The organism is Serratia sp. TSO36, from assembly GCF_057808395.1.
Window position 1 is genome coordinate 394,003 of record NZ_JBJZOU010000015.1, and the last position, 26,814, is coordinate 420,816.

The following is a 26,814-nucleotide window of genomic DNA, read 5'->3' on the forward strand; positions in this document are numbered from 1 at the left end:
TGTGGGTTCCTTACTCTGAGCGTCGGCGCCGTAATCGGCGCCGATTAACAATAAAATCAACGAATATTCAGCAGCGCATCGAACAGCGAGCTGGCGGTCTGGATCACCTGCGCGTTGGCCATGTAGTACTGCTGGAAACGCAGCAGCTCACCGTACTCTTCGTCGAGGTTGACGCCAGACATCGACTGCTGTTGCGCGCCCAGCTGCGTCACGATCTTGGCCTGCGACGTGGCGATGGCCTTGGCCGCAGCGGTCTGGTTGCCGACGCCGCTGACGATGCCGGCGTAAGCGCCGCTCAGGGTCGCCTTGCCGTCCACCAGGTTTTTGGTTTGCAGATCCAGCAGCTTCTTGGCGTTTTCGTTATCGCCGCGGCCGCTGTCGTCTTTACCGGCGGCGGCGATCTTGGATGAATCGGTGATGGCCACTTTCAGATTGCCCGCCACGTCGCTGACCGGCTTCACGGTGAAGCTGTCTTTGGCCTGCGCATTGCCGTCAATGCTCACTTCCAGCCCGTCGAAGTTCAGCGTCGGTTTGCCGTCGGCGCTGGTGCCCGGCGTGGCGTTGACTTTCACGTTGTCCGGCAGGCGGCTGACCTGCCAGTTGCTGCCGTCGAACTCGACGCGATAATCGTTGGCCTTCACCTTGCCGGTGTCGGTGTAAGCGACCGACAGCGACGCATCGCCGGTGTTGCGGGTGTTATCCACCACCCGGCCGCCGCTGAAGCTGAAGAAGTCGCCGCCCGCGTCGCCGTTCAGGTCGAAACCGGCGCGATGCTGCTGGTTGAAGCTGTCCGCCATCGCCAACGCCAACTGGCCCAGCTGATTGCGCACGCCGTCCAGCGTCTCGCTGCGGAATTTCAGCACGCCGCTCAGCGTGCCGCTGGTGATCTGGCCTTCCGGCACTTCGCTGGCGCCGTTGCCGCGGTTATAGCCGATGGTCAGACGGGAAGGATCGCTGCTGGAGGGCACGGCTTCCACCTGATAGGTGTTGCTGCCCTGTACCAGGGTCAAACCGTTAGCGAAGGAGACGGTATAGGCGTCGCCGTCCTGCTGCGTGACCTGTACGCCCACCAGCTGGTTCAACTCGGTAACCAGCTGATCGCGCTGATCCAGCAACGCATTCGGCTCGCCGCCGGCGCTGCCACGCAAACGGGTGATCTCGTCGTTCAGCTTGGCGATCTGTTGGCTGTAGCTGTTGATCTGCTGCGCCGTATCGCTGATCTGCTGATTGACGCCGCTGTCCATGTCGCGCAGGAATTTGTCGGTATTGTTGAACTGGTTCACCAGGCCGTTGGCCTTGCCCAGCACCGTCTGGCGTGCGGCGTCGTCACCGGCGTTGCTCACCAGGTTCTGCAGGTTGGTGAAGAAATCCTGCATGTTGGTCGACAGCGGGTTGGTTTTGCTCGCCAGCAGGTTGTCGATCTGCGAAATCTTCTCGTAATAGGCGTTTTGCGCCCCGAACGAACTCTGTGCGCCGCGCAGCTGGTTGGTGATGAACTGGTTGTACTCGCGGTTGACGCTGGTGACGGTGACGCCGTTGCCGATAAAGCCGCTCATGGTGGCCATGCCGCCGTTCTGCGCCAGGATCGCGGTCTGGCGGTTATAGCCCGCCACGTTGTAGTTGGAGATGTTGTTGCTGACGGTACTGAGCGCCACCTGAGCCGCATTCAGCCCGCTCATCGCGGTATTGATTAAGCTATTGGACATCGGAATTCCTTATGCTGCGGCGCCGGTGGCCCACAGGGTTCAAATTGAGCTGCTGAGCCTGTTCGCTCAGCCTGTCTCGGTTATCGGCAAAAATGAGAAGAACTTGAGGAAAAAAAGCGGCAATGCGGTCAGCCTCCGGCCAGCCTTCATTACCGCCTATCCCCTCAATAATTGGCGCCGCAGCAAGGCGACAAGCATGACGGGGATTTAGAACAACTCTTTCAGATCGTGGGTATAGGCTTTGACCGCCTGTTCCCCCGCGCTCTTCATCTGCTGGATCACGCTGACCAGTTTGCTGGCGTACTGCGGGTCGGTGGCGTATCCGGCGCGCTGCAACGCATGCGCCGCCTGCTCCGGGCTGCGCGCGGCGGCCACGTCGGCGTAGCGCGGGTTGTTGGTCAGCAGTTTGACGTAATCGGCGATCGCTTCGACATACGAACCGTAAACGCGGAACTTCGCCTTCACCTTCTTCGCCGCGCCCTGTTCGAACTCGGTGGTGGTGATCTCCGTCACCGGCCCGTTCCAGCTGCCGCCGGCCTTGATGCCGAACAGGTTGTAGCTCGGCGTGCCGTCTGAGGTCGGGATCTCGCGCTGCCCCCAGCCGGACTCCAGCGCCGCCTGCGCGACGATCAGCTGATGCGGAATGCCGCTCTGCTGGCTGGCCACCTTCGCTGGTATCGACAGGCGAGCGACGAAGTTGCCGTTGTTGAGCGACAGCGGCGCGGCGGCCGGCGGGGCTTTCGGCATCGCGCGGCGCACCATCTGCTCCAGCGCCTGGTTCGGCAGCGTTTGCAGCACCTCGTTGTCCAGCGCCATCGGCGATAAGCCCGCCGTTTCGCTCGGCACCGTGTTGGCGTTGCTCATCTGCTTGACCATCATGTCCGCCAGCCCCAGCCCTTTTTGCGACATCTGCTGGGCGATTTGCTGGTCGTACATCGAGGTATAGAGCCGCGTTTGATCGCTGCTCAATACCCCGTCCTGCGGCAAGGCGGAACGCATGCTTTTCAGCATCATCTGCACGAACATGCCTTCCACCTGCTGCGCCACCTGCTTGAGGTTGCCCTGCGGGTCGGCCGCCGCGTCGCGCTTGAGGCCGTTCAGCGCCTGGGCGTCATAGGCCGCGCCCGACATCGCCATCAGATCGCCGGCCATCAGATGATTTCCAGCTTGGCGCGCAGGCAGCCGGCGCTCTGCATCGCCTGCAGGATCGACATCAGGTCGATCGGCGTGGCGCCCAGCGCGTTCAGCGCGCGGATCACGTTGTTCAGGTTCGCGCTGGCGTTCACTTTCTGCAGCGATCCGCCCTGCTGTTGCACCGAGATCTGGGTGTTTGGCGTCACCACCGTCTGGCCGCCGCCGAACGGCGTCGTCGGCTGGCTGACGGTGTTCTGCCGATCGACCACCACCGACAGATTACCCTGAGCGACGGCGCAAGAGTCGAGGATCACATCGCGGTTCATCACCACCGAACCGGTGCGCGAGTTGATGATCACTTTGGCGTCCATCGCGCCGACGTTGACGGTAATGTTTTGAATCTCCGCCAGGAAGCGCACCTGAGAGCTGTTGCCCTGCGGCACCAGCACCTGGATCGTGCGGGCGTCGAGCGGCGTCGCGGTGCCGCCGCCGCGTTGGCGGTTGATGGCGTCGCTGATCTGCTGCGCCAACGTGAAATCCTCGTCGTTCAGCTGCAGGTTGAGAACGCCTCCGCTGCCGAAAGTGGTCGGCAGCTCACGCTCGATGGTGGCGCCGTTGCTGATGCGCCCGCCCGCCAGCTGGTTGACCTGCACGCTACTGCCGCCGGCCGCCGCGCCCGCGCCGCCGACCAGCACGTTGCCCTGCGCCAGCGCATAAACCTGGTTATCTACGCCTTTGAGCGGCGTCATCAGCAGGGTGCCGCCACGCAGGCTCTTGGCGTTGCCCATCGAAGAAACCACCACGTCGATGTTCTGCCCGGCGCGCGAGAACGGCGGCAGTTTGGCGGTCACCATCACCGCCGCCACGTTTTTCAGCTGCATGTTGGTGCCCGGCGGCACGGTGATGCCCAGCTGCGACAGCATGTTGCTCAGGCTTTGGGTGGTGAACGGCGTCTGCATGGTCTGGTCGCCGGAGCCGTCCAGCCCCACCACCAGGCCGTAGCCGATCAGGGCGTTGTCTCGCACGCCCTGCACCGTCACCAGATCGCGGATGCGCTCCGCCGCCGCCGGCAAGCACACCAGCCCGACGCACAGCGCGATAAACCATTTTTTCAGCATCAGTCAATCCTTAGAACGGTGAAACATTTAAGAAGAAGCGCTGCAGCCAGCCCATGGTCTGCGCTTCGTTGATATAGCCATTGCCGACGTATTCGATACGCGCGTCCGCCACCTGCGTCGAGGTCACCGAGTTGTTGCCGCTGATGGTGCGCGGATTGACGACGCCGGAGAAGCGGATGAATTCGGTGCCCTGGTTGATGGCGATCTGCTTTTCCCCCACCACGTGCAGGTTGCCGTTGGCCAGCACCTGGTTGACCGTCACCGTAATGGTGCCGTTGAAGGTGTTGTTGGCGTTGGCACCGCCCTTGCCGCCGAAGGTGCTGTCGCCGGAAATGTCCATATCGGCGCGCGCATTGCCCAACAGGCCGTCGAGGTAACGCGGCGAGGTGGCGACGCCGAACTTGCTGGCGCCGTTGCGGCTGGCGTTGGCGGAGGAGCTTTTGCTGGCGCTGACGTTTTCCTGCAGCACGATGGTCAGGGTGTCGCCGACGTTGCGCGGACGGCGGTCTTCGAACAGCGGCTGGTAGCCGTAGTTCATCGGCTGCACCGTCTGGAAGATCGAGCCGTTCGGCATCGGCGCGCTGGCCGGCGCCGGTTGCGCCGTGGTCGCGCCGTCCACCAGCGGTTTGTGCGGGATATAGGCGCAGCCGCTCAGCGTCAGCATCACCATGCCCGCCAGCCAGCGTTGTCCCTGCCGCGGCAGGATTGCCATCGAATATGTGGTTACCACGGGTATCGCCTTTGTTTCACGAAAGAGAATGACGGGCGCGGCAAGCCGGGCCCGTCAATGACAGATTACAGTTGCGTCAGCTTTTGCAGCATCTGATCGGAGGTCGATACCGCTTTGCTGTTGATCTCGTAAGCGCGCTGAGTCTGGATCATGTTGACCAGCTCTTCCGCCACGTTGACGTTGGAGGTTTCCACGTAACCCTGATACAGCAAACCGGCGCCGTTCAGCCCCGGGGTGCTCTCGTTCGGCGCACCCGAGCTTTCGGTTTCCTGGTACAGGTTCTCGCCCACGCTCTCCAGACCGCTGTCGTTGACGAACGTGGTCAGCGTCAGTTGGCCCACCTGCTGGGCGGCGGTTTGCCCCTGCTGGGTGACGCTGACGATGCCGTCGCGGCCGACGGTGATGGACAGCGCGTTAGCCGGAATGGTGATCGCCGGCTGCACCTGGAAACCGCTGGAGGTCACCAGTTGGCCGTTCTGATCGATCTGGAACGACCCGTCGCGGGTATAGGCCTGGGTGCCGTCCGGCAGCATCACCTGGAAGAAACCCTGCCCCTTGATGGCGACGTCTTTACTGTTGTTGGTCTGCGACAGGTTGCCCTGGCTGTGCAAACGCTCGGTCGCCACCGGGCGCACGCCGGTGCCGATCTGCAGGCCGGAAGGCAGCGTGGTCTGCTCGGAGGACTGCGCCCCCGGCTGACGCATGGTCTGGTACAGCAGATCTTCAAATACCGCACGCTGGCGTTTGAAGCCGTTGGTGCTGACGTTCGCCAGGTTGTTGGCGATCACGTCCATGTTGGTCTGCTGCGCGTCCAGACCGGTTTTGGCAATCCATAAGGATGGAATCATCGGTTATTTCCTTGCTGCTTAACTCACCGAGAGCAGTGAGTTGGCACGCTGTTCGTTTTCATCCACGCTGTGGATGACCTTCATTTGCATTTCAAAACGGCGGGCGTTGGCTATCATGTCGACCATAGTCTCCATCGGCTTGACGTTGCTGCCCTCCAGCACGCCCGGCATCACCCGCACCTGCGGATCGTTTTGCAACTGATTGCCGCGCTGCTGTTGGGTTTCCGGCGTCAGGCGGAACAGCCCGTCGTCACCGCGCATCACTTCGCGCGCATCAGCCTTCACCAGCTTCAGGCGGCCGATCTGCGCGATGGTGTTCGGCGGATCGCCGGCGTTCAGCGCCGAAATGGTGCCGTCGGCCGCGATGGTGATCTCCGCCGACGGCGGCACCTCGATCGGGCCGCCGTCGCCCATCACCGGCAGCCCCTGCACCGTCAACTGCCCGGTGGAGGAGATCTGAATGTTGCCGTTGCGGGTATAGGCCTCACCGCCGCCCGGCAGGCTCACCGCCAGGAAACCGTCCTGCTGCAGCGCCACGTCCAGCGGACGCGCGGTGTAGTTCAGCGCCCCCTGGCTCATGTCGGCGCCCGGCGTCGACGCGGTCACCAAGGTGCGCGTCGCCAGGCTCGGCCCGTCGACCGGCACCGCGCGCAATGCGGCGAGCTGGGCGCGAAAGCCCGGCGTCGACGCGTTGGCCAGGTTGTTGGCGGTGATGGACTGCTGCTCCAGCGTTTGGCGCGCTGCGCCCATCGCGGTATAAATCGCGTGATCCATAACTCGGCCCTATTAGCGCAGGCTAACCAGCGTCTGCAGGATGGAGTCCTGCGTCTTGATGGTCTGGGCGTTGGACTGGTAGTTACGCTGCGCGACGATCATATTCACCAGTTCCTGGCTCAGATCGACGTTGGAAGATTCCAGCGCGCCGCTGGTCAGCTTACCGAAGCCGCCACCGCCCGACAGACCGACGCGCGGCTGACCGGACGCGCCGGTTTCCTGCCAAACGTTATCGCCCTGCGACGCCAGCCCTTCCGGGTTGGAGAAGTTGGCCATGACGATCTGGCCCAGCACCTGGGTCTGCTGGTTGGAGTAGATGCCCACGACGGTGCCGTCGTTGTTGATTTGGAAGTTGGTGTATTCACCGGCGGCATAGCCGTCCTGCGCCACTTTGCTCACCGAGTCGCTGCCCACGTTCTGCTGCATGCTGCCGGCGAAGCTCAGGGTGAAGTTTTGCGCCGGTGCGCCGTCTTTGGCAGTCATCGGGATCACCATGCTGAACTCGCCCGGCGCGCCGTTGGTACTGGTGGTTTTCACCAGGTTGCCGCTGGTGCTGAACTCCATGGTGCCGGCGTTCACTGGCGCGGCGCTGCCGTCCTGGGTATAGACCTGCCACTTGTTGTCGTCGGTCTTGACGAAGTAGGCGTTGATGTTGTGCGCGTTGCCCAGCGAGTCGTAAGCGGTGATGGTGTTAACGTAGTTGTAGCTGTCCTGTTTGGTCGGATCGAAGGTCTTGTTCTCCGGTACCTTATGGGTGGACTTCAGGTTGGTCACCATCTCGCCGGAAGTGGACGCCTTGGCGTTCATCATGCCTTCAGGAATGCTCAGCGGCACCGGGTTGGCGCCCTGCTGGATGGTCGGCGGGGAACCGGCCGCCGGATAACCGGTCAGCTGCAGGCCCTGCATGTTGGTCAGGTTACGGTTCTCGTCCAGCTTGAACTGGCCGTTGCGGGTATAGAAGATGCCGCCGTCTTTATCCTGCATGCGGAAGAAGCCGTTGCCGTTGATGGCGATATCCAGCGCACGGCTGGTGCCGGTGGTGGTGCCGCCCTTGAAGTTCTGGGTGATGCCGGACACCTTTACGCCCAGCCCAACCTGCGAACCGGCGAACATGTCGGCGAAGGAGACGCTGCCGGATTTGAAGCCCGCGGTCGCGGAGTTGGCGATGTTGTTACCGATCACGTCCAGATTGGTTGCTGCCGCGTTCAAGCCGCTGACTGCCTGAGAAAAGGCCATGTTATTCTCCGAATAGTGGTCAGGCTATCGTCCGATTGAGCCTGATGCTTAGGGTTATAAGATCTGTCGCACGTCTTCCAGGGTGGCGTTGCCCGCCAGGCCGAGATCCAATTTGGCGCCGTTGCCGTCGCGGATCACGCCGTTGACCAGCCCGAAGTGCAGGCTGCGCGCCACCAGCTGCTCGCCGTTGCCTTTGGCGTTAACCGCCACTTTGTAGGCGCCGTCAGGCGCGGTGGTGCCGTCATCCAGCGAACCGTCCCAGGTGAAGGCGTGTACGCCGGCGGTCAGGCCGCCGATTTCGATGGTGCGCACCACCTGCCCGCTGGCGTTGGTGATGGTGGCGGTCACCTGATCGGCGGCGCGCTCCAGTTCCACGCCGAACGGCGTGGTGCTGACCTTGCCGTCCTTGCTGCCGACCAGAATGTTGTTGCCCGGCACCATTACGCCGTGACCGATCAGCGCAGTCGCCTGCAGTGACTGATTGCTGTTGATCTGGCCGGAGATCGACCCCAGCGTGGTGTTGAGCTTTTCGATGCCCTGAACGGTGTTGATCTGCGCCAGCTGCGAAGTCAGTTCGTTGTTCTGCATCGGATTGGTCGGATCCTGGTTTTTCAACTGCGCCACCAGCAGCGTCAGGAAGCTGTTGTGCAGATCCTGGCTGTTGGTATTTTTGCTGTTGTTACCGATGACGGTGTTGTCCAACGACTCGTTGGTGGTTGCGGCGATAGCCATGGGAACCTCCGGTTACTGACCCAGCGTCAGGGTTTTCATCATCATCGACTTGGTGGTGTTGAGCACCTCGACGTTGGCCTGGTAGCTGCGGGAAGCGGAGATGGTGTTGACCATTTCCCCCACCACGTCGACGTTCGGCATGCGCACGTAGCCCTTGGCGTCCGCCAGCGGGTTGCCCGGCTGATACACCAGACGTTCGGGCGCCGGATCGTCCACCACCTGGGCGACGCGCACGCCGCCGGTCGGCTGCCCGGGCGCCGCCGCGACCTGGAACACCACCTGCTTGGCGCGGTAAGGCTCGCCGTCCGGGCCGGTCACGCTATCGGCGTTGGCCATGTTGCTGGCGCTGACGTTCATGCGCTGGGATTGCGCCGATAGCGCCGAGCCGGAGATATCAAAAATGTTCAGTAAAGACATGCGCCTTATCCTTGTTGCAGCACGGACATCATCCCTTTGATCTGCCCGTTGAGCAGCGTCAGGTCGGTCTGATATTTCAGGCTGTTATCGGCAAAGTTGGTGCGTTCGCGATCCATGTCCACCGTGTTGCCGTCCATCGATGGCTGGTCCGGCACCCGGTACAACAGATCGAGCTGCGGCGGCTGCAGGGTCTGCGCCGGGATGTGGCGCGCCGCCGTCAGGTTCAGCGACATGCCGTTGCCGTTGACGCGCCCTTGTTCCAGCACTTTGTTCAATTGGCTGGCGAAATCGATATCCCGCGCCTGATAACCCGGCGTGTCTGCGTTGGCGATGTTGGCGGCCAGAATTTCCTGCCGCTGGGCGCGCAAGTTCAGCGCCTCTTGGCCAAAGCGCAGAGCCGCGTCCAGTTTGTCGAGCATGCTCCCTCCGCGAGGTTAGAATTTGGAGTCGACAGCATAAACGTCCGCTGTGCCACCCTATCGCGGGAATAAACGCAAAATGGGGCGCTATTTATCTGCTTAGCCTGCGCGCGCTGCGGGTACACTTACGCGTATCCCGATGAGGCTTGAGAAGATGACGATGAAAGGTAAAATGCTGCTGCTTATCGGCCTGCTGTGCAGTCTGAACGCGCGCGCCGACGATCTGGCGACGCAAATCGAAAGCTTCATCCAGGGCAAGTTCAGCGGCGAACCGGTGCAGGTGAAAGTGCGGGTGCGCACGCCGCCGGCCCAATGGCCCGCCTGCGAACTGCCGCAGCTGTCGCTGCCGCCCAACGCGCGGATCGGCGGCAACGTCAGCATTTCAGCGCGCTGTGGCCAGGAGCGGCGTTTTATCCAGACGCAGGTGCAGGTGTTCGGCCGCTATCTGGTTTCGGCGCGCGGTATCAGCGCCGGCAGCCGGTTGACCGCGGCGGATCTGACGTTGAAAGAAGGCCGGCTCGATACCCTGCCGCCGCGCGCGCTGACCGAAGCGGGCAAAGCGTTGGGCGCCGTCAGCCTGCGCAACATCAGCCCCGGCCAACCGCTGACCCTCGCCATGCTGCGCCGCGCCTGGATTATCAAGGCCGGGCAATCGGTACAGGTCAACGCGCAGGGCGAAGGATTCAACATCAGCGGTTCGGGCAAGGCGATGAACAACGCCGCCGCCGAAGACAGCGTGCGGGTGCGCATGGCGTCCGGGCAGATCGTCAGCGGCGTGGTCGGGGACGACGGCGCGATCCGCATTACGTTATAAAAAAGTAAAGGTTCCGCAAACCTTGCCGATAAGACAAATCAAGCAGCATTTTATCGGCCAGCAGGGCCGCAACACTTTCATTGCAGCGTCGTTGCCCGAGAGCGGTCACGGCGTAAACGGAGATGGACCATGAGTATCGATCGCACCCAGCGGTTACAGCCGGTTTCCACTGTGCAACCGCGTGAAACCCCGGCCGACAACCCGCTCCAACCGCGTAAGGCCGCCGTGGCCGAAACGGCCGTCAGCGGCACGCAGGTCAAGCTGAGCGAGGCGCAGGCGCGCCTGATGCAGCCGGGCACCCAGGATATCGATATGGGCCGTGTCGAGGCCATCAAGCAGGCGATCCGCAGCGGCGAACTGAAGATGGACGCCGGCAAAATCGCCGACGCGCTGCTGCAAGACGCGCAGAGCGACATTCAATGGATCGCCGGGCGCGACTGACGGCGCGGCGGCGAGTAGCGGTAAAGGATAAGTCATCACTATGGAAAACCTGGCACAACTGCTGGATAAACTGTTGGAAACGCTGCAGGCGCTCAATGGCGTGCTGGAAGAAGAGCACGACTTGCTGTGTTCCGGCCAGTTGCCCGGCGTGGCGCTGCAGCGCGTCACCGATGCCAAAAGCCAGCTGCTGGCGACGGTCGCCTACCTCGAGCAACAGCGCCTGGGGCAGGAAAAAGCCTGCGGGCAACGCGCGCCCTACGCCAGCCATGCGCCCCTGGCCGATCGCTGGCAACGCGTTCAACTGCTGAGCCAAACGCTGCGCGAAAAGAATCAGCACAATGGCCTGCTGCTCAATCAGCAGATCGACCATAACGCTCAGGCGCTGGCGATCCTCAGCAAGAACAATAAATCGCTGTATGGCCCGGACGGCCAGTCGCACGCCGGCAGCCTGCTCGGCAGAAAAATCGGCGTCTGACCTGACTCATTTCGCCCGGTGAACACACCGCCGGGCGCGGGTTCCCCGGTTATGCGCAACCTCTCGCAATTTCTTCTTACCGCTTTCTGAATTCCCTTAACGCTATGCGCCAGGCTGCGCAGAACGGATATTTTCCTGTTCCCCATCACTCCCTATTTCGTCATCTTAGCTCGGTCGTTAAACATCTTGATCTGTACCCATCAAGGGTATATTTTCATACGGAGAGTGAATGACCGACATTTATCTCACAAAAGCCTTCCAGACATTTGCCGGCGACGAACGCATCAGTGACGCCACGATAGTGAAAGCGGCGCGAGAGATGCAAAATCAGTTGTACGACGCCAATCTCGGTGGTTGCGTTTACAAAAAACGCATCGCCCGGATGGGGAGTGGAAAACGGCGCGGGTATCGGGTCTTAATCGCAACGGCAGATGAAGGCAGGATCTTTTTCATGTATGGCTTTGCCAAAAACGAAAGAGACAACATCAATCAGGATGAGTTAATTTCCTGGCGGCATTTGGCGGCGCTGTATCTGGATTATTCACCATTCAGACTGTATCAGCTGGTCAACTGCGGGGAATTAATAAGGTTACAACTATGAGCAAGATGCTGAAATCGATCCACCAGGAAGTTCAGGGCCTGCACCGCGCCGGTTTCGTCGACGACGTGACCATGCGCACCTTCGACATGCTATGCCTGCGGCCGGTGAAACAGTTCGGTCCGGCCGAAATCCGCGCGCTGCGCGAACGCGAAAACGTCAGTCAGCCGGTGTTTGCACTGTATCTCAACGTCAGCAAAAAGGCGGTGCAGAAATGGGAGCGCGGCGAAGCGCAACCGAACTCCGCCGCGATGAAGCTGTTGACGCTGGTGGAACGCAACGGCCTGCAAATTCTGGCCTGATCCTACTGATAATTGACGATCACCTGATTGCCAATCACCCGCAGCGGCGGATTCAACCCGCCTTGCGACTGCACGTAATAGACAAAGCGCAATTCCGCATTGGCCGGTTCGCCCTGCAGACCGTTGCTGCTGCCGCTGCCGCCGCCGAGCGGAATGCAGCGGTTTACCGTGCAGAGCTGGGCCTGCAGCCCGGCCGGCTCCGGCCCCAGCAAACGGTAGCGCCAGCTGACGCGGGTGATGCGCGCATTGGCGTCCGGCAGCGCGTTCGGCGGCCGCAAACCGGCGGACTCATCGCGCATGCCGCCCTGTTCCAACGTCACGCCCGCCCCTTCGGCCACCCAAGAGCCGGACACCGCGCCGGCAGTCAACGGGGCCAGCAAACACAGCACGAACAGACAGCGTTTCATCAGGCGGCTCCGATAGTCGAGGTCATGCGAATCTGGCGATCGTCGTTGATCTCGAGGTTGGACAGCACCACGAGCTGCGGCAGGCTGCGACGCAGGAAGCGCGCCAGTAAAGGCCGCAGCGCATGGTTAACCAACAGCACCGGCGGCGCGCTGAGCATCTCTTGCCGCTGCAGCGCCTGGCGCGCCTGTTCCAGCAGGCGATCGGCCAGCCCCGGCTCCAGACCACCGCCGCCCTGCAACGCCTGCAGCAACAGACGCTCCAGTTGGGTATCCAGACCGATGACCTGAATCTCGCCGTTGCCCGGGAACCACTGCTGCGTGATCGCCCGGCCCAGCGCCACCCGCACCACGGTGGTCAGTTCATAAGGATCGCTCTGCGCCGGAGCGTGCTCCGCCAACGTTTCGACGATGGTGCGCATATCGCGGATGGAGACGCGCTCGGCCAGCAGGTTTTGCAGCACCTTGTGCAGCGTGGTCAGTGATACCACGCCCGGCACGAAGTCTTCGGTCAGCTTCGGCATCTCCTGCGACACGCGATCCAGCAACTGTTGGGTTTCCTGGCGGCCAAACAGCTCACTGGCGAACTGGCCGATCAGGTGATTGAGGTGTGTCGCCACCACGGTGCTGGCTTCCACCACGGTAAAGCCCTGGATCTGCGCCTGCTCACGCAGTGCGCTGTCGATCCACACCGCCTCGAGCCCAAAGGCCGGATCGACGGTTTTGTCTCCCGCCAGCTCGCCCACGGCATTGCCGGGGTTGATCGCCAGCCAGCGGCCCGGCTGCGCTTCACCGCTGCCGATTTCGACGCCTTTCATCAGGATACGGTAGCTGGCAGGCGGCAGTTCCAGGTTGTCGCGAATGTGTACCACCGGCGGCAGATAGCCCATGTCCTGCGCGAATTTCTTGCGGATCCCGCGGATACGCCCCAGCAGCTCGCCGTTTTGTTGAAAATCGACCATCGGAATCAGCCGGTAGCCCACCTCCATCCCCAGCGGATCTTCCAACTGCACGTCGGCCCAGCTGGCTTCGGCGGCCTGCGGGTTGTCCGGCATCACTGGCTCTTCAACCGCTCTCGGCGCCTGTTGTTCACGGCCGCGCAGCCACCAGGCCAGGCCCAGCAAAGCGGCGGTAAACAGCAGGAACACCAGGTTCGGCATGCCCGGCACCAGGCCCAACAGCCCGAGCACCCCGGCGCTCAGCAGCATCACGCGCGGATTGTTGAACAGCTGGCCCACCATCTGCTCGCCGACGTCCTGATCGGTCGCGACGCGGGTGACGATAACGCCGGCGGCGGTGGAGATCACCAGCGCCGGGATCTGCGCCACCAGGCCGTCGCCGATGGTCAGCAGCGTATAGCTTTCCGCCGCCGCCCCCAGCTCCATGCCGTGTTGCACCACGCCGACCAACAGGCCGCCGACCACGTTCAGCACCATGATCATCAGGCCGGCGATGGCGTCGCCGCGCACGAATTTACTGGCGCCGTCCATTGAGCCGTAGAAATCGGCCTCCTGGGTGACTTCGGCGCGGCGTTTCTTCGCTTCGTCCTCGCCGATCAACCCGGCGTTCAGGTCTGCGTCGATCGCCATCTGCTTACCCGGCATGCCGTCCAGCACGAAGCGCGCGCCCACTTCGGCGATACGCCCCGCCCCCTTGGTGATCACCATGAAGTTGATCAACACCAGGATGATGAACACCACGATACCGATGGCGAAGTTGCCGCCCACCAGGAAGTGGCCGAAGGCCTCCACCACGCGGCCGGCGGCGGCGGAACCGGTGTGCCCTTCCAGCAGGATGATGCGCGTCGACGCGACGTTGAGCGACAAACGCAGCAGCGTGGAGAACAGCAGAATGGTCGGGAAGGCGGCGAATTCGAGCGTGCGCTGGGTGAACATCGCCACCAGCAGCACCATGATCGACAGCGCGATGTTGAAGGTAAACAGCAGGTCGAGGATAAACGCCGGCAACGGCAGCACCATCATCGACAGGATCAGCAGGATCAACACCGGGCCGGCCAACACCTGCCACTGCGTATCTTTAAAATTGCCCGGCAAACGAAGCAGGGAGGCCAAATTAGCCATCAGAGTCACTCTCTTTTGCAAAATCCAGTGCTTCCGGCACCGGTAAACGTTCAGGTTTTTTCGGGATCAGGCCGCCCTCGCGCCGCCAGCGGCGCAGCTGGTACACCCAGGCCAGCACTTCGGCGACCGCAGCATACAGGGTGGCCGGAATATGTTGCCCAATCTCGCTGTGTCGATACAGCGCACGCGCCAGCGGCGGCGCTTCCAGCATCGGGATGCGGTGTTCCGCGCCGAGCTCGCGGATGCGCAAGGCGATTTCACCGGCGCCCTTGGCCAGCACTTTCGGCGCACTCATTTTTTTATCGTTGTACTGCAACGCGACGGCGTAGTGCGTCGGGTTGGTGACGATCACGTCCGCCTTGGGCACATCGGCCATCATGCGGCGCCGGGCGATCGCCCGCTGCTGCTGACGAATGCGCCCCTTGACGTGCGGGTCCCCCTCCTGATCCTTGAATTCGTCGCGAATATCCTGCTTGGTCATCTTCAGCTTTTTGAAGTGGCTCCACAGCTGGTAGAACACGTCGAACGCCACCATCGGCGTCAATCCCAGCACCACCAGAAAACCGCAGAACAGAATCATCTGCAGCGCATTGCCCAACGCGTCGAGCGGCTGCTGGGTCATCAGATGCAGCATCGCCGCCCAGTTGTGCCACAGATAGAGGCCGGTCACCCAGCCGACCAGCGTCGCTTTCAGGATCCCTTTCAGCAGCTCGGCCAGCACCTGGCTGGAAAAAATGCGCTTCAACCCGGACAACGGGTTCAGCCGTTTCAAGTCGAATTTGATCGACTTGCCGCTGAACAGGATACCCCCCAACAGCATCGGCGCGGCGAGCGCCACCAGCACCAGCCCCGCCATGATCGGCAACAGCGCCAGCACCGCCTGGCGCAGCAACATGCCCAGCTGGCGCAGCATCTGTTTATCGTTGCTGACCATGCCGTGGTCGAAGTTCAAGCCCTGCGTGAGCATCGCCGCCAGCTGTTGCGCCATGTTGCTGCCGGACATCAGGATGATCGCCAGGCCCGAGAGCAGCATCAGTACCGAGGTCAGTTCGCGGGAACGCGGGATCTGGCCGTCTTCACGCGCCTTCTCCAGCCTGTGGGGCGTGGGGGCCTCGCTTTTTTCCAGATCGCTGTCTTCAGCCACGAAACGCCGTTCCTGTGTCGGGAGGGTAAAGAATGGCGGTCAGCATGCCAAAAAATTGGCGATGTCATTGACGGAACAACGGGGGAAAAGGCGGGTTATTTAGGGGATGAGACGAAAACTGCGCGGAATGTTGTCGGGGCGCGCCGCTGCGCGCCCCGATAAGCCTCAGAAACCGAGGCTGTCGAGCAGATCGTCGACCTGCGCCTGGTTGGCGATCACGCCGACGCCGTTCTGATCGAGCTGTGGGCCGTTCAGCAGGCTGTCGTTCGGCCGTTTTTCCTTCACCGGCTGCTCCGGCATGTTTTCCATCAGCACCATCAGCAGCTGCTTTTCGATCTCCTGCACCACGTCCATCATGCGCTTGATCACCTGACCGGTCAGATCCTGGAAGTCCTGCGCCATCATGATCTCCAGCAGCTGGGCGTTGGTGAAGGCCGTATGGCCCGGCACCTGATCCAGATACTGGCGCGTGTCGTTGACCAGAGAACGCGCGTCGTCCAGTTCGATAGGATTGGCGAACCACTCGTCCCAGCGCCCCTTCAACGCGTTCGCGCCGGATTCCAGCTCCGCCTGGCGCGGTTGCGCCGCCTCCACGCAGTTCAACGCCCGTTCCGCCGCCTGCGCCGTCATGGTTACGACATAGTCAAGACGGTCGCGCGCATCCGGGATCGCCTCTGCCGCCTGGGCGATCGCCTGATCGAGCCCCAATTCGCGCATGCTGTCGCGCAGCATTCGGGTCAGTTGGCCGATGCGGGAGATGATCTCTCCCGCGGTCGCTGCATCGCTGGCAGGCATTGGAATGTCTCTCATCGCCCTCTCCTTACATGCCCAATTTTTCAAATATCTTGTTGAGCTTTTCTTCCAGCGTCGCCGCCGTAAATGGTTTCACTACATAACCGCTGGCGCCGGCCTGCGCCGCCGCGATGATATTTTCTTTCTTGGCTTCCGCCGTCACCATCAATACCGGCATCGCGGCCAGCGCGCTATCGGCGCGGATGGTTTGCAGCAGCTCCAGCCCGTCCATGTTCGGCATGTTCCAGTCGGACACCACGAAGTCGAAGCCGCCGGCGCGCAGCTTGTTCAGCGCATCCGCGCCGTCTTCAGCTTCTTCGACGTTGTTGAAGCCCAGCTCTTTGAGCAGATTTCTGACGATGCGACGCATGGTGGAGAAGTCGTCCACAACCAGAAATCTGAGGTTCTTGTCTGCCATTGTTACTCCTGAAATAGTTAACCGTTTAATGATGCAAAACCGCAGGCCGCCGCGCGGCGAACCTGGGTCATATCGCCGCCGAGTAGACCCTGCGGACTAAAATCAAATGCGCAATGCCTGGCCGCCGGCGATCTGCGCCAACATGCGCTGGCTCATCCTGTCCAGCTCGACCACTTCGCTGACGCCGCCGCCGGCGATCGCCTCGCGCGGCATGCCGAACACCACACAGCTCGCCTCGTTTTGCGCCAGGGTATAGGCCCCGGCGCGGTGCATCTCCAGCATCCCCGCCGCCCCGTCGTTGCCCATGCCGGTGAGGATCACGCCCACCGCATTGCGGCCGGCATATTGCGCCACCGAGCGGAACAGCACGTCGACAGACGGACGATGGCGGTTAACCGCCGGGCCGTCATGCAGCTTCACCTGATAGTTGGCGCCGCTGCGCGCCAGCTCCAGGTGGCGATCCCCCGGCGCGATGTAGGCATGGCCCGGCAGCACGCGCTCGCCGTCCTCCGCTTCTTTCACCGTGATCTGGCACAGCTTGTTCAGCCGCTCGGCGAACGAACGGGTGAAACCGGGCGGCATGTGCTGGGTGATCAGCAGCGCCGGACTGGTGGCAGGCAGCGGCTGCAGCACCTGGCGGATCGCTTCGGTGCCGCCGGTGGAAGCGCCGATGGCGATCAGTTTTTCACTGCTCAGCAGCGGCGCGTGGCTGAGGATCGCCGGCGCCGGGCTGTTGGAACGCTGCGGCAGGCGCGCCCTGGCGGCGGTGCGGATCTTCTCGGCAATCAGCTCGCTGTAAGCCAACATGCCTTCGCGAATGCCGAGCTGCGGTTTGGTCACGAAGTCCACCGCGCCCAGCTCCAGCGCGCGCAGCGTGATTTCCGAGCCTTTGCCGGTCAGCGAAGAGACCATCACCACCGGCATCGGCCGCAGGCGCATCAGCTTCTCGAGGAAATCCAGCCCGTCCATGCGCGGCATCTCGACGTCCAGCGTCAGCACCTGGGGATTAAATTTTTTGATCAGATCGCGCGCCACCAGCGGATCCGGCGCGGTCGCCACCATCTCCATGTCGGCGTGGCCGTTCACGATTTCCGTCATCAGCTGGCGCATCAGTGCCGAATCGTCTACGCATAACACTCTGATTTTACTCATTACCTCTCCTTGGTCAGCCCATACACGGTCTGCCCACGCAAGTAGAAATCCCGGCTGATCTGGCTGAAATTCTCGGAGTGGCCGGCGAACATCAGCCCCCCCGGCTTAAGCAAGGGAACGAAGCGGCGCAGGATGCGCTCCTGCGTCGCCTTATCGAAATAGATCATGACGTTGCGGCAAAAAATGGCGTCGAACTGCCCCGGCAGCGCCCACTCCGGCGCCAGCAGGTTCAGCGGCTGAAAGTTCACCCGCGCCGCCAGTTCCGGCCGCACGCGCACCAGCCCCTGATGCGGCCCGGTGCCGCGCAGGAAATAGCGCTGCATTTGGGTCGGCGTCAGGGTGCGCAGATCTTCCTGGCGGTAAACGCCCGCTTCCGCTTTTTCCAGCACCTGCGTATCGATGTCGCTGGCCCAGACCTGGCAACTGCCGGCCCGCTGGCCCAATGCATCGCTCAGCGTGATGGCGATCGAATACGGCTCTTCGCCGGTCGAGGCCGCGGTGCTCCAGACGCTGTAGCCGTTCGGCCGCGAGCGCGCGTGTTCCGCCAGGATCGGGAAGTGATGCGCCTCGCGGAAAAAGGCCGTCAGGTTGGTGGTCAGCGCGTTGATAAACGCCTGCCACTCCGCGCTGTTCGGATCGCTTTCCAGCAGCGCCAGGTAGTCGCCGAAATCGTGCAATCCCAACAGCCGCAGCCGGCGCACCAGACGGTTGTAAACCATCTCGCGCTTATGCTCCGCCAGCACGATGCCGGCGCGTTGATAAATCAACTGGCTGATACGGCGAAAATGCACGTCCGACAGCGGCAGGCGCTGCACCATTTGCGACAACATCGACGCAGTATCCCGGTTAGAAGTTGACGGCGCCTGTTTCATGCCACCTCACCGGGGAAACACGTGCTGCTTATGCGGTTTAACAATCTTGGGCTTCCTTTACCACGGGTGAAACTGCGTTGTTGCTGTTACCTGGCGCGACGAAGTTATCGTCCGCCAGACGGAATACCGCGACCGCGTCAGCCAGGGTAATGGCCTGCTCTTCCAGCGCGGTGGCGGCAGAAGCGGACTCTTCCACCAGCGCGGCGTTCTGCTGGGTGACCTGATCCATCTGGGTCACCGCCTGCGTCACCTGCTCAATGCCGCGGCTCTGTTCATCCGAAGCCGACGCGATCTCGCCCATGATGTCGGTCACGCGGGTCACCGAACGCACGATGTCCTGCATGGTGGCGCCGGAGTTTTCCACCAGCACCGAGCCGTGTTTGACGCGGCTGACCGATTCATCGATCAGCACCTTGATCTCTTTCGCCGCCTGCGCGCTGCGGCTCGCCAGGTTGCGCACTTCGCCGGCGACCACGGCAAAACCGCGCCCCTGTTCACCGGCGCGCGCCGCTTCCACCGCCGCATTGAGCGCCAGAATATTGGTCTGGAAGGCGATGCCGTCGATCACGCTGGTGATGGCGCCGATTTTCTGCGAGCTGTTGGCGATATCGTGCATGGTGGTGACCACGTCACCGGCCAGTTCGCCGCCCTTGGCCGCAGTGGCCGAGGCGTCACGCGCCAGCTGAGATGCCTGCCGCGCATTGTCGGCGTTCTGTTTCACCGTGGCGGTCAGCTGTTCCATGCTGGCGGCGGTTTCTTCCAGCGACGCGGCCTGCTGCTCGGTGCGGGAAGAGAGATCGTTGTTGCCTTCGGCGATCTCTTGCAGGCCGATCAGAATCGACTCCGCCCCGTCGCGCACCGCGCCGACGGTGCCGATCAGCGACTGCTGCGTGCGTTGCAGGCTGGCGAACAGCATGCTGATTTCATTGCGGCCATACACCTGAATCGGCGTCGCCAAATCGCCGGCGGCGATGCGTTCAAAGTGGCTGCGGATCTGGTTCAGCGGCTGTACCAGCATGGTGCGTAACCACCACATAGCGCTGCCGGTCACCACGATCAGCATCAAGACCGCCCCCGCCAGCATCAGGCCCGCCAGCGTGAAGGAGAACTGGTTGGCGTCTCTGGCTTCGCTGATGTCGCCGTTGACCAACTGCAGGTACTGCACGAAGTCGGCTTCGAACAGGTCCTGGGTTTTCTGCGTCGGCTGGTCCATAAACGCCTGCAGCTCCCCTTTCTCCAGGAAGCCAATCAGCTCGCGCAGCGCGCCGCGCAGCCGCTCGTAGCTGGCCTTGGTGGTCGCCGTCTGCTGACTCTGTTGCTCACTGCTGCGCTCAACCGCCATGAACTGATTGAAATAGAGATCGGCCTTCTGCAGCGAACTGCGGGCGCTGCTCATCAATTCGTTCACCTGCTCCTGCGGCAGTTTCAGCGCCGCACGGGTGCCGGCGCGGTTCAGCGTATTGCGCGCCTGCAACAACGACACCCAGCTCAGGCTGAGCGAATCGCGCTGCTGGCTGCCGAGGGTGATGATGTCGAGGTTGTGGTTATCGGAACGAAACGCGGAATACGACAGGCCGCTGCTGGCCAGCTGCAGAACGCAGAAGGTCATCAACAACAGGAACAAGCTGGTAGAGATACGGATTCGGTTAAACACTGTGAACCTCCTTGCAGCCGGCCGGCGACCGGCCTACGTAGGGAAAAGGGCCGCTGCGAGAGAGGCCCGATACCGGTCAGAACGTTTCCCAGTTATCCTGCAGATCGCTGGCGTTCATTTTCTTATGATTGATTACCGGTGTTACCGTCGCCTTGCTGGTGGCAGGCGCTTTAAACTCTTCCTGGCCTTCCGGCCTCAGGCGGAATACCGCCACCGACTGGGTCAGCATGCTGGCCTGTTCTTCCAGCGCCGCCGCCGCCGAGGCGGATTCTTCCACCAACGAGGCGTTCTGCTGGGTCACGCGGTCCATTTCCGCTACCGCCTGGCCAACCTGATCGATCCCGCGGCTCTGCTCGTCAGAAGCCGAGGCGATTTCGCCCATGATGTCGGTCACGCGGGTAACGGCGTTGACGATGTCACCCATGGTTTCGCCGGCGCTTTCCACCAGCACGGAACCCATATCGACGCGGCTGACCGAGTCTTCGATCAGGCCTTTGATCTCTTTGGCCGCCTGTGCGCTGCGCTGCGCCAGGTTGCGCACTTCACCGGCCACCACCGCGAAGCCGCGACCCTGCTCGCCGGCGCGCGCCGCTTCCACCGCGGCGTTCAACGCCAGGATGTTGGTCTGGAAGGCGATGCCGTCGATCACGCCGGTGATATCGGCGATTTTCTGCGAGCTGCCGGCGATGTCGTGCATGGTCTGCACCACGTTGGCCACCACCTTGCCGCCCTTCTGCGCGGTTTCGGAGGCGCTCAGCGCCAGCTGTGAAGCCTGACGGGCGTTTTCGGCGTTCTGTTTCACCGTCGCGGTCAGCTGTTCCATGCTGGCGGCGGTCTCTTCCAGCGAAGCGGCCTGCTGCTCGGTGCGGGAGGAGAGATCGTTGTTGCCCGCGGCGATTTCCGACGCGCCGCTGTAGATGGCGTCCGCGCCCTGACGCACGCCGCTGACGGTTTCGATCAGTTCGCTTTGCATGTGTTTCAGGCTGGCCGCCAGCACGCCCATTTCGTTGCGGCTGGTGACGACGATCTGCTGAGTCAGGTCGCCGGCGGCGATCTGTTTGATGTGGTCAATCATGCGGTTCAGCGGGCGCACCAGGATATGATGGATGCCGGTCCAGGCGAGTACGATGACCGCCAGCACTACCACCAGCACCACGATCAGCGTCCAAATGGCCGAGTTGTACGAGCTGTTGCTGCCGTCGACCGCGATTTGGTACAGCTTGCCGTTTTGCTCCAGGTACAGGTTGTAGCTCTGCTCAAAGTTGTCCTGGTAGCTCTGCGTAGGCTGATCGAAGAAGGCGTTGATCTTGCCTTCGCCCAGCAGCTGAATCAGTTCGGAGAGCGCGCCGTACAGAATGTCGTACTGTTGCTTAACGCGTTCTGCCGACTGGGGATCCTGACGCGGATCCTGAGGGATTTTTTCGTAAGCGGCATAGTGTCTTTCCGCCCTGGCCAGCTCTTCCTTCGCCTTGGCCAGCAGTTCATCAATGGTGGCGCCGCTGCCGATCTTATTGGTATCCATCATGTAGCGAATACCGGCACGGTTCAGGGAGTTGCGCGCCTGCAGCAGGTCAACGCGGCTTTCACTCAGCTGCAGCTGCTGCTGGCGGATAGTTTGCAGGACGGTAAAGTTTTCCTTATCGCTTTTCAGCGAGGAGAAAAAGAGTCCGCCCGAAATCAACTGCAAGGCGCCAAACAGCACCAACACCAGCAACAGGCTGGTGACCACCTTCATACGATTTAACATGATTTCCCTTGTTGAAGCCCGCGCAGACAGGCTCTGATGACGTTGAATGTGAGAGTTATCGGCGCCGTGCGGCAAAACTTTATGCGGGAAAGTAACTATTTTTAGTGGGGGTTCCGGGCGCGGTCTGCGGCGCCGCGACAGGTCAGGAAGAGTGATGGATGAAGGGGGCAGCGCCCTGCCCCCTGGCGTCATGAATCAGACGCTTTTCGCCACGCTGTCGACCAGCGACATCTCTTCGCTGCTCAGCAGCTTTTCGATATCCACCAGGATCAGCATGCGCTCGCCCAGCGAACCGAGACCGGTGAGGTATTCGGTCGCCAGCGTCACCGCGAACTCCGGCGCCGGGCGGATCTGCTCGGCGGTCAGCGACAGCACGTCGGAAACGCCGTCGACCACGATGCCCACCACGCGCTGACCAAAGTTCAGCACGATCACCACGGTGTTTTCATCGTAAGACACGCTTTGCTGCGAGAATTTCACCCGCAGATCGATGATCGGGACAATCACGCCGCGCAGGTTGGTGACGCCCTTGATGAACGCAGGCGTGTTGGCGATGCGGGTCACCTGATCGTAGCCGCGAATTTCCTGCACCTTGAGGATATCGATGCCGTACTCCTCATTGCCCAGGGTGAAAATCAGAAACTCTTGCCCTACCGTTTCGCCAGCCAATTTGCTGACGGCTGCCAATCCTGCCATATCATTCACCTTTTAAATCAATAAACTCATTATTATGCGGCGGCGTCCGTCAGACGCTTTTCACGGTTCAAGGTTTGCAACGCCGAGACATCGACGATCAAGGCCACGCTGCCGTCGCCCAAAATGGTTGCGGCGGAGATGCCCGGCACTTTGCGGTAGTTGCTTTCCAGATTCTTCACCACCACCTGGTGCTGGCCGATCAGTTGATCCACCAGCAACGCATAGCGGCGGCCGGCGCTTTGCAGGATAACGACGATGCCCTGTGTGGCGTCGGTTTTGGCGCCGTCCACTTCAAATACCCGATACAGTTCCACCAGCGGCAGGTATTCGCCGCGCACCTGCAGCACACGTTCACCCCCGGCCAGCGGGTGCAAGTCTTCCGCCTGCGGCTGCAGCGATTCCATCACCGCGTTCAGCGGCAGGATGAAGACTTCGTCGTTCACCTTGACCGACATGCCGTCGAGGATCGCCAGCGTCAGCGGCAGCAGGATGCGGATGGTGGTGCCTTTGCCGGCCTGCGAACGGATCTCGACGTGGCCTCCCATCTCCTGAATATTCCGTTTCACCACGTCCATGCCGACGCCGCGGCCGGAAACGTCGGTCACCTGCTCGGCGGTGGAGAAGCCCGGCGCGAAGATCAGCATGCCGACCTCTTCGTCGCTCATGCTGTCGCTCACCGCCAGCCCTTGCGACGCGGCCTTGGCGAGAATTTTTTCGCGGTTCAGGCCGGCGCCGTCGTCGATGACTTCAATACAGATGTTGCCGCCCTGGTGTTCGGCCGACAGCACCAGATTGCCCACCGCCGACTTGCCGGCGGCGATGCGGGTGGCCGGCTCTTCGATACCGTGATCGAGGCTGTTGCGCACCAGGTGCGTCAACGGATCGATGATGCGTTCGATCAGGCTCTTGTCCAGTTCGGTGGAACTGCCCTGCAGCGTCAGCTCCACCTGCTTGTTCAGCTTGCCGGCCAGATCGCGCACCAGGCGCGGGTAGCGGCTGAAGACGTATTCCATCGGCATCATACGGATCGACATCACCGACTCCTGCAGATCGCGCGCGTTACGCTCCAGCTGGCTCATGCTGTTCAGCAGGTCGCCGTGGTTGACCGGATCGAGCGTGCCGGAGCGCTGCGCCAGCATCGACTGGGTGATCACCAGCTCGCCCACCAGGTTGATCAGCTGATCCACCTTTTCCACCGCCACGCGAATGCTGGTGGACTCGCTCGCCTTGGCGCGCGCTTTCGGCGCTTCCGCCGCTGCGGCGGCCGGTTTGGCGGCAGGCGGCGCGGCGCTGGCGACCGGCGCTGGCGCAGGTTCCGGCACGGCGACCGCTGCCGGCAAGTTCGCTTCTGCGGCGGCCGGTTCGCTCGGCGTCGGCGTCGAGAAGCTGATTTGTTCCGGTTCCAGCACGAAGCACAGCACGGCGCTGATGTCGTCTTCGCTGGCGGAGGTGAGCAACGTCACGTCCAGACTGTGTTCCGTTTGATGAGGGTCTTTAACCTCGCCGAGGTTGCCCAGCTCTTCCAACATCAAGGGAATTTCACTGGCTTTCAGCCCGTTCAGGCTGATGCGCATGCCGCCTTCAATCGCCGCCGGCGCGGCCGCCGGCTTCACGACAGGCTGCTGAACGGCCGGTTGAGCCGCGGGCGCCGCCTGCTGCTGTTGCGCTTCCAACGCCAGCTGGCGCAGCGCCTGGCAAATGTATTCAAAGCTTTCGGCGTCAGGCTGTTGCGAGGTTTTATAGGCGTCCAGTTGCTCCTGCATAATGTCTTTGGTTTCCAGAAACAGGTTGATAATCTCGGTGCTCAGGCTCATTTCCTGGCGTCTTGCACCGTCCAGCAGGTTCTCCAGCAGGTGGGTGGTTTCCTGCAGCACCGAAAAGCCAAAGGTCGCCGCGCCGCCCTTGATCGAGTGCGCCGCGCGGAAGATGGCGTTCAACGGCTCGATATCGGGGGCCAGCGGATCCAGCTCCAGCAGATGTTGCTCCATGTCGGCCAGCAACTCGTCCGCCTCATCAAAGAAGGTCTGATAAAAATCGCTAATGTCCATGCTCACGGGGTCACCTCTGGCTGTGAGTCGCGGTTAGTCGGTGCGGGTGCGGCCGCCGGTTGTTCCGGCGCCTGATCGGCCGGGGCTATCGCCGGGGATGCCTGCGCTGGGACGCTCGGCGCTGGCGTTGACGCCGCCGGCTCCGGGGCTGCCGCCGAGTGCTCCGGCGTTTGGCTGGCCGGTGCAGTTGCCGACGGCGCCAGCTGTTTCAGGCTGTCCGGCTGGGCGATATCCATCGCGTTGCTTTCGGCATTTTCATGTTCGATGCCTTCTTGCGTTTGCTTATTCAGCACCAGCACGGTGATGCGACGGTTAATCGCGTCATCGGCGCCGTGCTGTTTCAGGCTCATGGTGGCCGCCATGCCCACCACCCGCAGCACCTTGCCTTCCGCCAGGCCGCCGGCGATCAGCTCGCGTCGGGAGGCGTTGGCGCGATCGGCCGACAGTTCCCAGTTGCTGTAGCCGCGCTCGCCGCTGGCGTAAGGGATATCATCGGTGTGGCCGGACAGGCTGATCTTATTCGGCAAATCGTTGAGGATCGGCGCTATCGCCCGCAGAATATCGCGCATGTAGCTCTCGACCTGCGCGCTGCCGGTTTTGAACATCGGCCGGTTTTGGCTATCGATAATCTGGATGCGCAGCCCTTCGTCCATCATGTTGATCAGCAGATGCGGGCGCAGCGCCTTCAGGCGCGGATCGGACTCAATCAACTCATCCAGCTTTTCGCGCAGCTTGTTCAGGCGCAGCTCTTCGGCGCGCTTGTCCGGCGAATCGACCTGCTTTCTCACCAGGCCGTGCTGCTGCGTAGGATCGTCGCCGCCGCCCGGGATCGGGCTGCTTTCGGAGCTGCTCTTGTCACCGCTGGTCAGGGCCACCTTGAGCGGCGTGCGGAAATATTCGGCGATTTGCGTCAGCTCCTGCGGGCTGGCGATCGCCAGCAGCCACATCACCAGGAAGAACGCCATCATCGCCGTCATAAAGTCGGCATAGGCGATCTTCCAGGAGCCGCCGTGATGGGCGGCATGATGCGACTTGCGCTTTCTGACCAGAACGACCGGATGATTCTGTTTCATGCTTCTTCTTCTTCCGTCACCTGCTGCGCTGGCGCTTTCACGCGGCGCACGTGTTCTTCCAGCTCAACGAAAGAAGGACGTTCGGTGGTATACAGCGTTTTGCGGCCAAACTCGACGGCGATCTGCGGCGCGTAACCGTTCAGGCTCGACAGCAGCGTGACCTTGATGCACTGCATCATCTTGACGTTTTCGGCGCTCTTCTGGCGCAGCAACGTGGCCAGCGGCGAGATGAAGCCGTAGGCCAGCAAAATGCCGAGGAAAGTACCGACCATGGCGTTGGCGATCAGCGCGCCCAGTTCCGCGGCCGGCCGATCGGCCGAAGCCAGGGCGTGCACCACCCCCATCACCGCCGCGACGATACCGAACGCCGGCAAGGAGTCGCCCACCATCGCCAGGCTGCCGGCGGGCACTTCGCTTTCCTGCTCGTAGGTTTCGATCTCTTCGTCCATCAGCGCTTCGATCTCGAACGCATTCATATTGCCGCTCACCATCAGCCGTAAATAGTCGGTAATGAACTCCACCAGGGTGTTATCGGCAAGGATGCGCGGATAATTAGAAAAAATTTCACTTTCTTGCGGATTATCGATATCGAACTCGAGCGACAGCATGCCCTGCTGGCGCGATTTGGCCAGCAAGCGGAACAGCAGCGCCATCAGATCCATGTACAGATCTTTGTTGTATTTGGAACGGCGCATCAGCCGCGGCAGCGCGCGCAGCGTGGCTTTGATTGCCTTGCCGTTGTTGCCGACGATGAAAGCGCCGACCCCCGCCCCGCCGATAATCAGAAACTCCGCCGGCTGATACAACGCACCGAGATGGCCGCCCACGATCAGGTAGCCGCCAAACACCGCACCCAATACCACCAGATAACCCAAAATAACTAGCACACGCATTCCTTAAATTAACAAAGTGGATGGAAGGTGGGGCAAACGCGCCCTGGCGCGACAGACCAGGCTGCGTGTCTGGGGGCGGCATGCCGCCCCTGCGTA

Annotated in this window: 29 protein-coding genes; 6 read left to right on the top strand and 23 right to left on the bottom strand. The window is 62.0% G+C overall.

All coding sequences use genetic code 11. The features are described 5' to 3' along the window. Nucleotides 1–56: 56 nt before the first annotated feature. The gene (gene flgK / locus ACK3CV_RS15345; protein WP_033634988.1) at nucleotides 57–1,706 is read right to left on the bottom strand and encodes a flagellar hook-associated protein FlgK; all 1,650 of its coding nucleotides are present in this window, start codon (nucleotides 1,704–1,706) and stop codon (nucleotides 57–59) included. Here flgK and ACK3CV_RS15350 point away from each other — a divergent pair. Then, on the top strand, nucleotides 1,699–1,917 hold the full coding sequence (locus ACK3CV_RS15350; RefSeq protein WP_033653639.1) for a hypothetical protein: 219 nt from the start codon (nucleotides 1,699–1,701) through the stop codon (nucleotides 1,915–1,917). The genes flgK and ACK3CV_RS15350 overlap by 8 nt on opposite strands. On the opposite strand, the gene flgJ is transcribed toward ACK3CV_RS15350, so the two are convergent. From flgJ to flgB, 9 genes are all read right to left on the bottom strand, one after another. Further along, a complete protein-coding gene (flgJ, locus tag ACK3CV_RS15355; RefSeq protein WP_060438546.1) occupies nucleotides 1,914–2,858 on the bottom strand; it encodes a flagellar assembly peptidoglycan hydrolase FlgJ in 945 nt (314 codons plus the stop codon). The two genes, ACK3CV_RS15350 and flgJ, sit on opposite strands and share 4 nt — an antisense overlap. Continuing rightward, nucleotides 2,858–3,958: a flagellar basal body P-ring protein FlgI gene (locus tag ACK3CV_RS15360; RefSeq protein WP_004934816.1), complete on the bottom strand. Its 1,101-nt coding sequence runs from the start codon at nucleotides 3,956–3,958 to the stop codon at nucleotides 2,858–2,860. Before ACK3CV_RS15360 ends, flgJ begins: the two co-directional genes overlap by 1 nt. A gap of 10 nt (nucleotides 3,959–3,968) precedes the next feature. Next, on the bottom strand, nucleotides 3,969–4,670 hold the full coding sequence (gene flgH, locus ACK3CV_RS15365; RefSeq protein ID WP_004934817.1) for a flagellar basal body L-ring protein FlgH: 702 nt from the start codon (nucleotides 4,668–4,670) through the stop codon (nucleotides 3,969–3,971). 83 nt (nucleotides 4,671–4,753) lie between these two features. Next, on the bottom strand, nucleotides 4,754–5,536 hold the full coding sequence (flgG, locus tag ACK3CV_RS15370; protein ID WP_004934819.1) for a flagellar basal-body rod protein FlgG: 783 nt from the start codon (nucleotides 5,534–5,536) through the stop codon (nucleotides 4,754–4,756). A gap of 18 nt (nucleotides 5,537–5,554) precedes the next feature. Continuing rightward, a complete protein-coding gene (locus ACK3CV_RS15375; RefSeq protein ID WP_060421516.1) occupies nucleotides 5,555–6,310 on the bottom strand; it encodes a flagellar basal body rod protein FlgF in 756 nt (251 codons plus the stop codon). Between the two features lie 12 nt (nucleotides 6,311–6,322). Then, nucleotides 6,323–7,546, bottom strand: a complete 1,224-nt coding sequence (gene flgE, locus ACK3CV_RS15380) for a flagellar hook protein FlgE (protein ID WP_033634993.1) — start codon at nucleotides 7,544–7,546, stop codon at nucleotides 6,323–6,325. 54 nt (nucleotides 7,547–7,600) lie between these two features. Next, nucleotides 7,601–8,278 carry a flagellar hook assembly protein FlgD gene (gene flgD, locus ACK3CV_RS15385; RefSeq protein ID WP_033634994.1) on the bottom strand — a complete coding sequence of 226 codons (678 nt, stop codon included), beginning with the start codon at nucleotides 8,276–8,278 and terminating at the stop codon, nucleotides 7,601–7,603. A 12-nt stretch (nucleotides 8,279–8,290) separates the two neighbouring features. Then, complete coding sequence (flgC, locus tag ACK3CV_RS15390; protein ID WP_004934826.1) at nucleotides 8,291–8,695, bottom strand: flagellar basal body rod protein FlgC; 405 nt, start codon at nucleotides 8,693–8,695, stop codon at nucleotides 8,291–8,293. 5 nt (nucleotides 8,696–8,700) lie between these two features. Next, nucleotides 8,701–9,114: a flagellar basal body rod protein FlgB gene (gene flgB, locus ACK3CV_RS15395; protein WP_033634995.1), complete on the bottom strand. Its 414-nt coding sequence runs from the start codon at nucleotides 9,112–9,114 to the stop codon at nucleotides 8,701–8,703. A 160-nt stretch (nucleotides 9,115–9,274) separates the two neighbouring features. Here flgB and flgA point away from each other — a divergent pair, with 160 nt between their 5' ends. The 5 genes from flgA (at nucleotide 9,275) to ACK3CV_RS15420 (ending at nucleotide 11,744) form a co-directional block, all read left to right on the top strand. Continuing rightward, a complete protein-coding gene (gene flgA / locus ACK3CV_RS15400; RefSeq protein ID WP_033634996.1) occupies nucleotides 9,275–9,928 on the top strand; it encodes a flagellar basal body P-ring formation chaperone FlgA in 654 nt (217 codons plus the stop codon). 129 nt (nucleotides 9,929–10,057) lie between these two features. Next, nucleotides 10,058–10,369, top strand: a complete 312-nt coding sequence (flgM, locus tag ACK3CV_RS15405; RefSeq protein ID WP_033653635.1) for a flagellar biosynthesis anti-sigma factor FlgM — start codon at nucleotides 10,058–10,060, stop codon at nucleotides 10,367–10,369. 40 nt (nucleotides 10,370–10,409) lie between these two features. Then, nucleotides 10,410–10,844: a flagella synthesis protein FlgN gene (locus tag ACK3CV_RS15410; protein WP_033634998.1), complete on the top strand. Its 435-nt coding sequence runs from the start codon at nucleotides 10,410–10,412 to the stop codon at nucleotides 10,842–10,844. 229 nt (nucleotides 10,845–11,073) lie between these two features. Further along, complete coding sequence (locus ACK3CV_RS15415; protein WP_033647787.1) at nucleotides 11,074–11,445, top strand: type II toxin-antitoxin system RelE/ParE family toxin; 372 nt, start codon at nucleotides 11,074–11,076, stop codon at nucleotides 11,443–11,445. Further along, the gene (locus ACK3CV_RS15420) at nucleotides 11,442–11,744 is read left to right on the top strand and encodes a helix-turn-helix domain-containing protein (protein WP_033632742.1); all 303 of its coding nucleotides are present in this window, start codon (nucleotides 11,442–11,444) and stop codon (nucleotides 11,742–11,744) included. Before ACK3CV_RS15415 ends, ACK3CV_RS15420 begins: the two co-directional genes overlap by 4 nt. Nucleotides 11,745–11,746: 2 nt before the next feature. Here ACK3CV_RS15420 and ACK3CV_RS15425 read toward each other — a convergent pair whose 3' ends face one another. The 13 genes from ACK3CV_RS15425 to motA all read right to left on the bottom strand — a co-directional run bounded on the left by ACK3CV_RS15425 (nucleotide 11,747) and on the right by motA (nucleotide 26,712). After that, nucleotides 11,747–12,151 (bottom strand): flagellar protein FlhE, encoded by a 405-nt coding sequence (locus ACK3CV_RS15425; RefSeq protein WP_033635000.1) that lies wholly within the window; start codon nucleotides 12,149–12,151, stop codon nucleotides 11,747–11,749. Next, nucleotides 12,151–14,229 (bottom strand): flagellar biosynthesis protein FlhA, encoded by a 2,079-nt coding sequence (gene flhA / locus ACK3CV_RS15430; protein WP_033635001.1) that lies wholly within the window; start codon nucleotides 14,227–14,229, stop codon nucleotides 12,151–12,153. Before flhA ends, ACK3CV_RS15425 begins: the two co-directional genes overlap by 1 nt. Then, complete coding sequence (gene flhB / locus ACK3CV_RS15435) at nucleotides 14,222–15,373, bottom strand: flagellar biosynthesis protein FlhB (RefSeq protein ID WP_015378261.1); 1,152 nt, start codon at nucleotides 15,371–15,373, stop codon at nucleotides 14,222–14,224. Before flhB ends, flhA begins: the two co-directional genes overlap by 8 nt. Before the next feature lie 165 nt (nucleotides 15,374–15,538). Then, complete coding sequence (gene cheZ, locus ACK3CV_RS15440) at nucleotides 15,539–16,183, bottom strand: protein phosphatase CheZ (RefSeq protein ID WP_004934858.1); 645 nt, start codon at nucleotides 16,181–16,183, stop codon at nucleotides 15,539–15,541. A 10-nt stretch (nucleotides 16,184–16,193) separates the two neighbouring features. Further along, complete coding sequence (gene cheY, locus ACK3CV_RS15445; protein WP_004934862.1) at nucleotides 16,194–16,583, bottom strand: chemotaxis response regulator CheY; 390 nt, start codon at nucleotides 16,581–16,583, stop codon at nucleotides 16,194–16,196. Between the two features lie 102 nt (nucleotides 16,584–16,685). Further along, nucleotides 16,686–17,735, bottom strand: a complete 1,050-nt coding sequence (locus ACK3CV_RS15450; RefSeq protein WP_033635003.1) for a protein-glutamate methylesterase/protein-glutamine glutaminase — start codon at nucleotides 17,733–17,735, stop codon at nucleotides 16,686–16,688. Then, complete coding sequence (cheR, locus tag ACK3CV_RS15455) at nucleotides 17,735–18,607, bottom strand: protein-glutamate O-methyltransferase CheR (protein ID WP_164037583.1); 873 nt, start codon at nucleotides 18,605–18,607, stop codon at nucleotides 17,735–17,737. The genes ACK3CV_RS15450 and cheR overlap by 1 nt, the downstream gene beginning before the upstream one ends. A 37-nt stretch (nucleotides 18,608–18,644) precedes the next feature. Next, on the bottom strand, nucleotides 18,645–20,261 hold the full coding sequence (locus ACK3CV_RS15460; protein WP_033653630.1) for a methyl-accepting chemotaxis protein: 1,617 nt from the start codon (nucleotides 20,259–20,261) through the stop codon (nucleotides 18,645–18,647). A gap of 76 nt (nucleotides 20,262–20,337) precedes the next feature. Beyond that, a complete protein-coding gene (locus ACK3CV_RS15465; protein ID WP_164037586.1) occupies nucleotides 20,338–22,008 on the bottom strand; it encodes a methyl-accepting chemotaxis protein in 1,671 nt (556 codons plus the stop codon). A gap of 195 nt (nucleotides 22,009–22,203) precedes the next feature. Next, complete coding sequence (cheW, locus tag ACK3CV_RS15470; protein ID WP_025303271.1) at nucleotides 22,204–22,704, bottom strand: chemotaxis protein CheW; 501 nt, start codon at nucleotides 22,702–22,704, stop codon at nucleotides 22,204–22,206. A 32-nt stretch (nucleotides 22,705–22,736) separates the two neighbouring features. Then, nucleotides 22,737–24,758 (bottom strand): chemotaxis protein CheA, encoded by a 2,022-nt coding sequence (cheA, locus tag ACK3CV_RS15475; protein ID WP_033635006.1) that lies wholly within the window; start codon nucleotides 24,756–24,758, stop codon nucleotides 22,737–22,739. Then, complete coding sequence (motB, locus tag ACK3CV_RS15480; protein WP_047571541.1) at nucleotides 24,755–25,825, bottom strand: flagellar motor protein MotB; 1,071 nt, start codon at nucleotides 25,823–25,825, stop codon at nucleotides 24,755–24,757. The genes cheA and motB overlap by 4 nt, the downstream gene beginning before the upstream one ends. Continuing rightward, nucleotides 25,822–26,712 (bottom strand): flagellar motor stator protein MotA, encoded by an 891-nt coding sequence (gene motA, locus ACK3CV_RS15485; RefSeq protein WP_047025446.1) that lies wholly within the window; start codon nucleotides 26,710–26,712, stop codon nucleotides 25,822–25,824. The genes motB and motA overlap by 4 nt, the downstream gene beginning before the upstream one ends. Nucleotides 26,713–26,814: the final 102 nt, after the last annotated feature.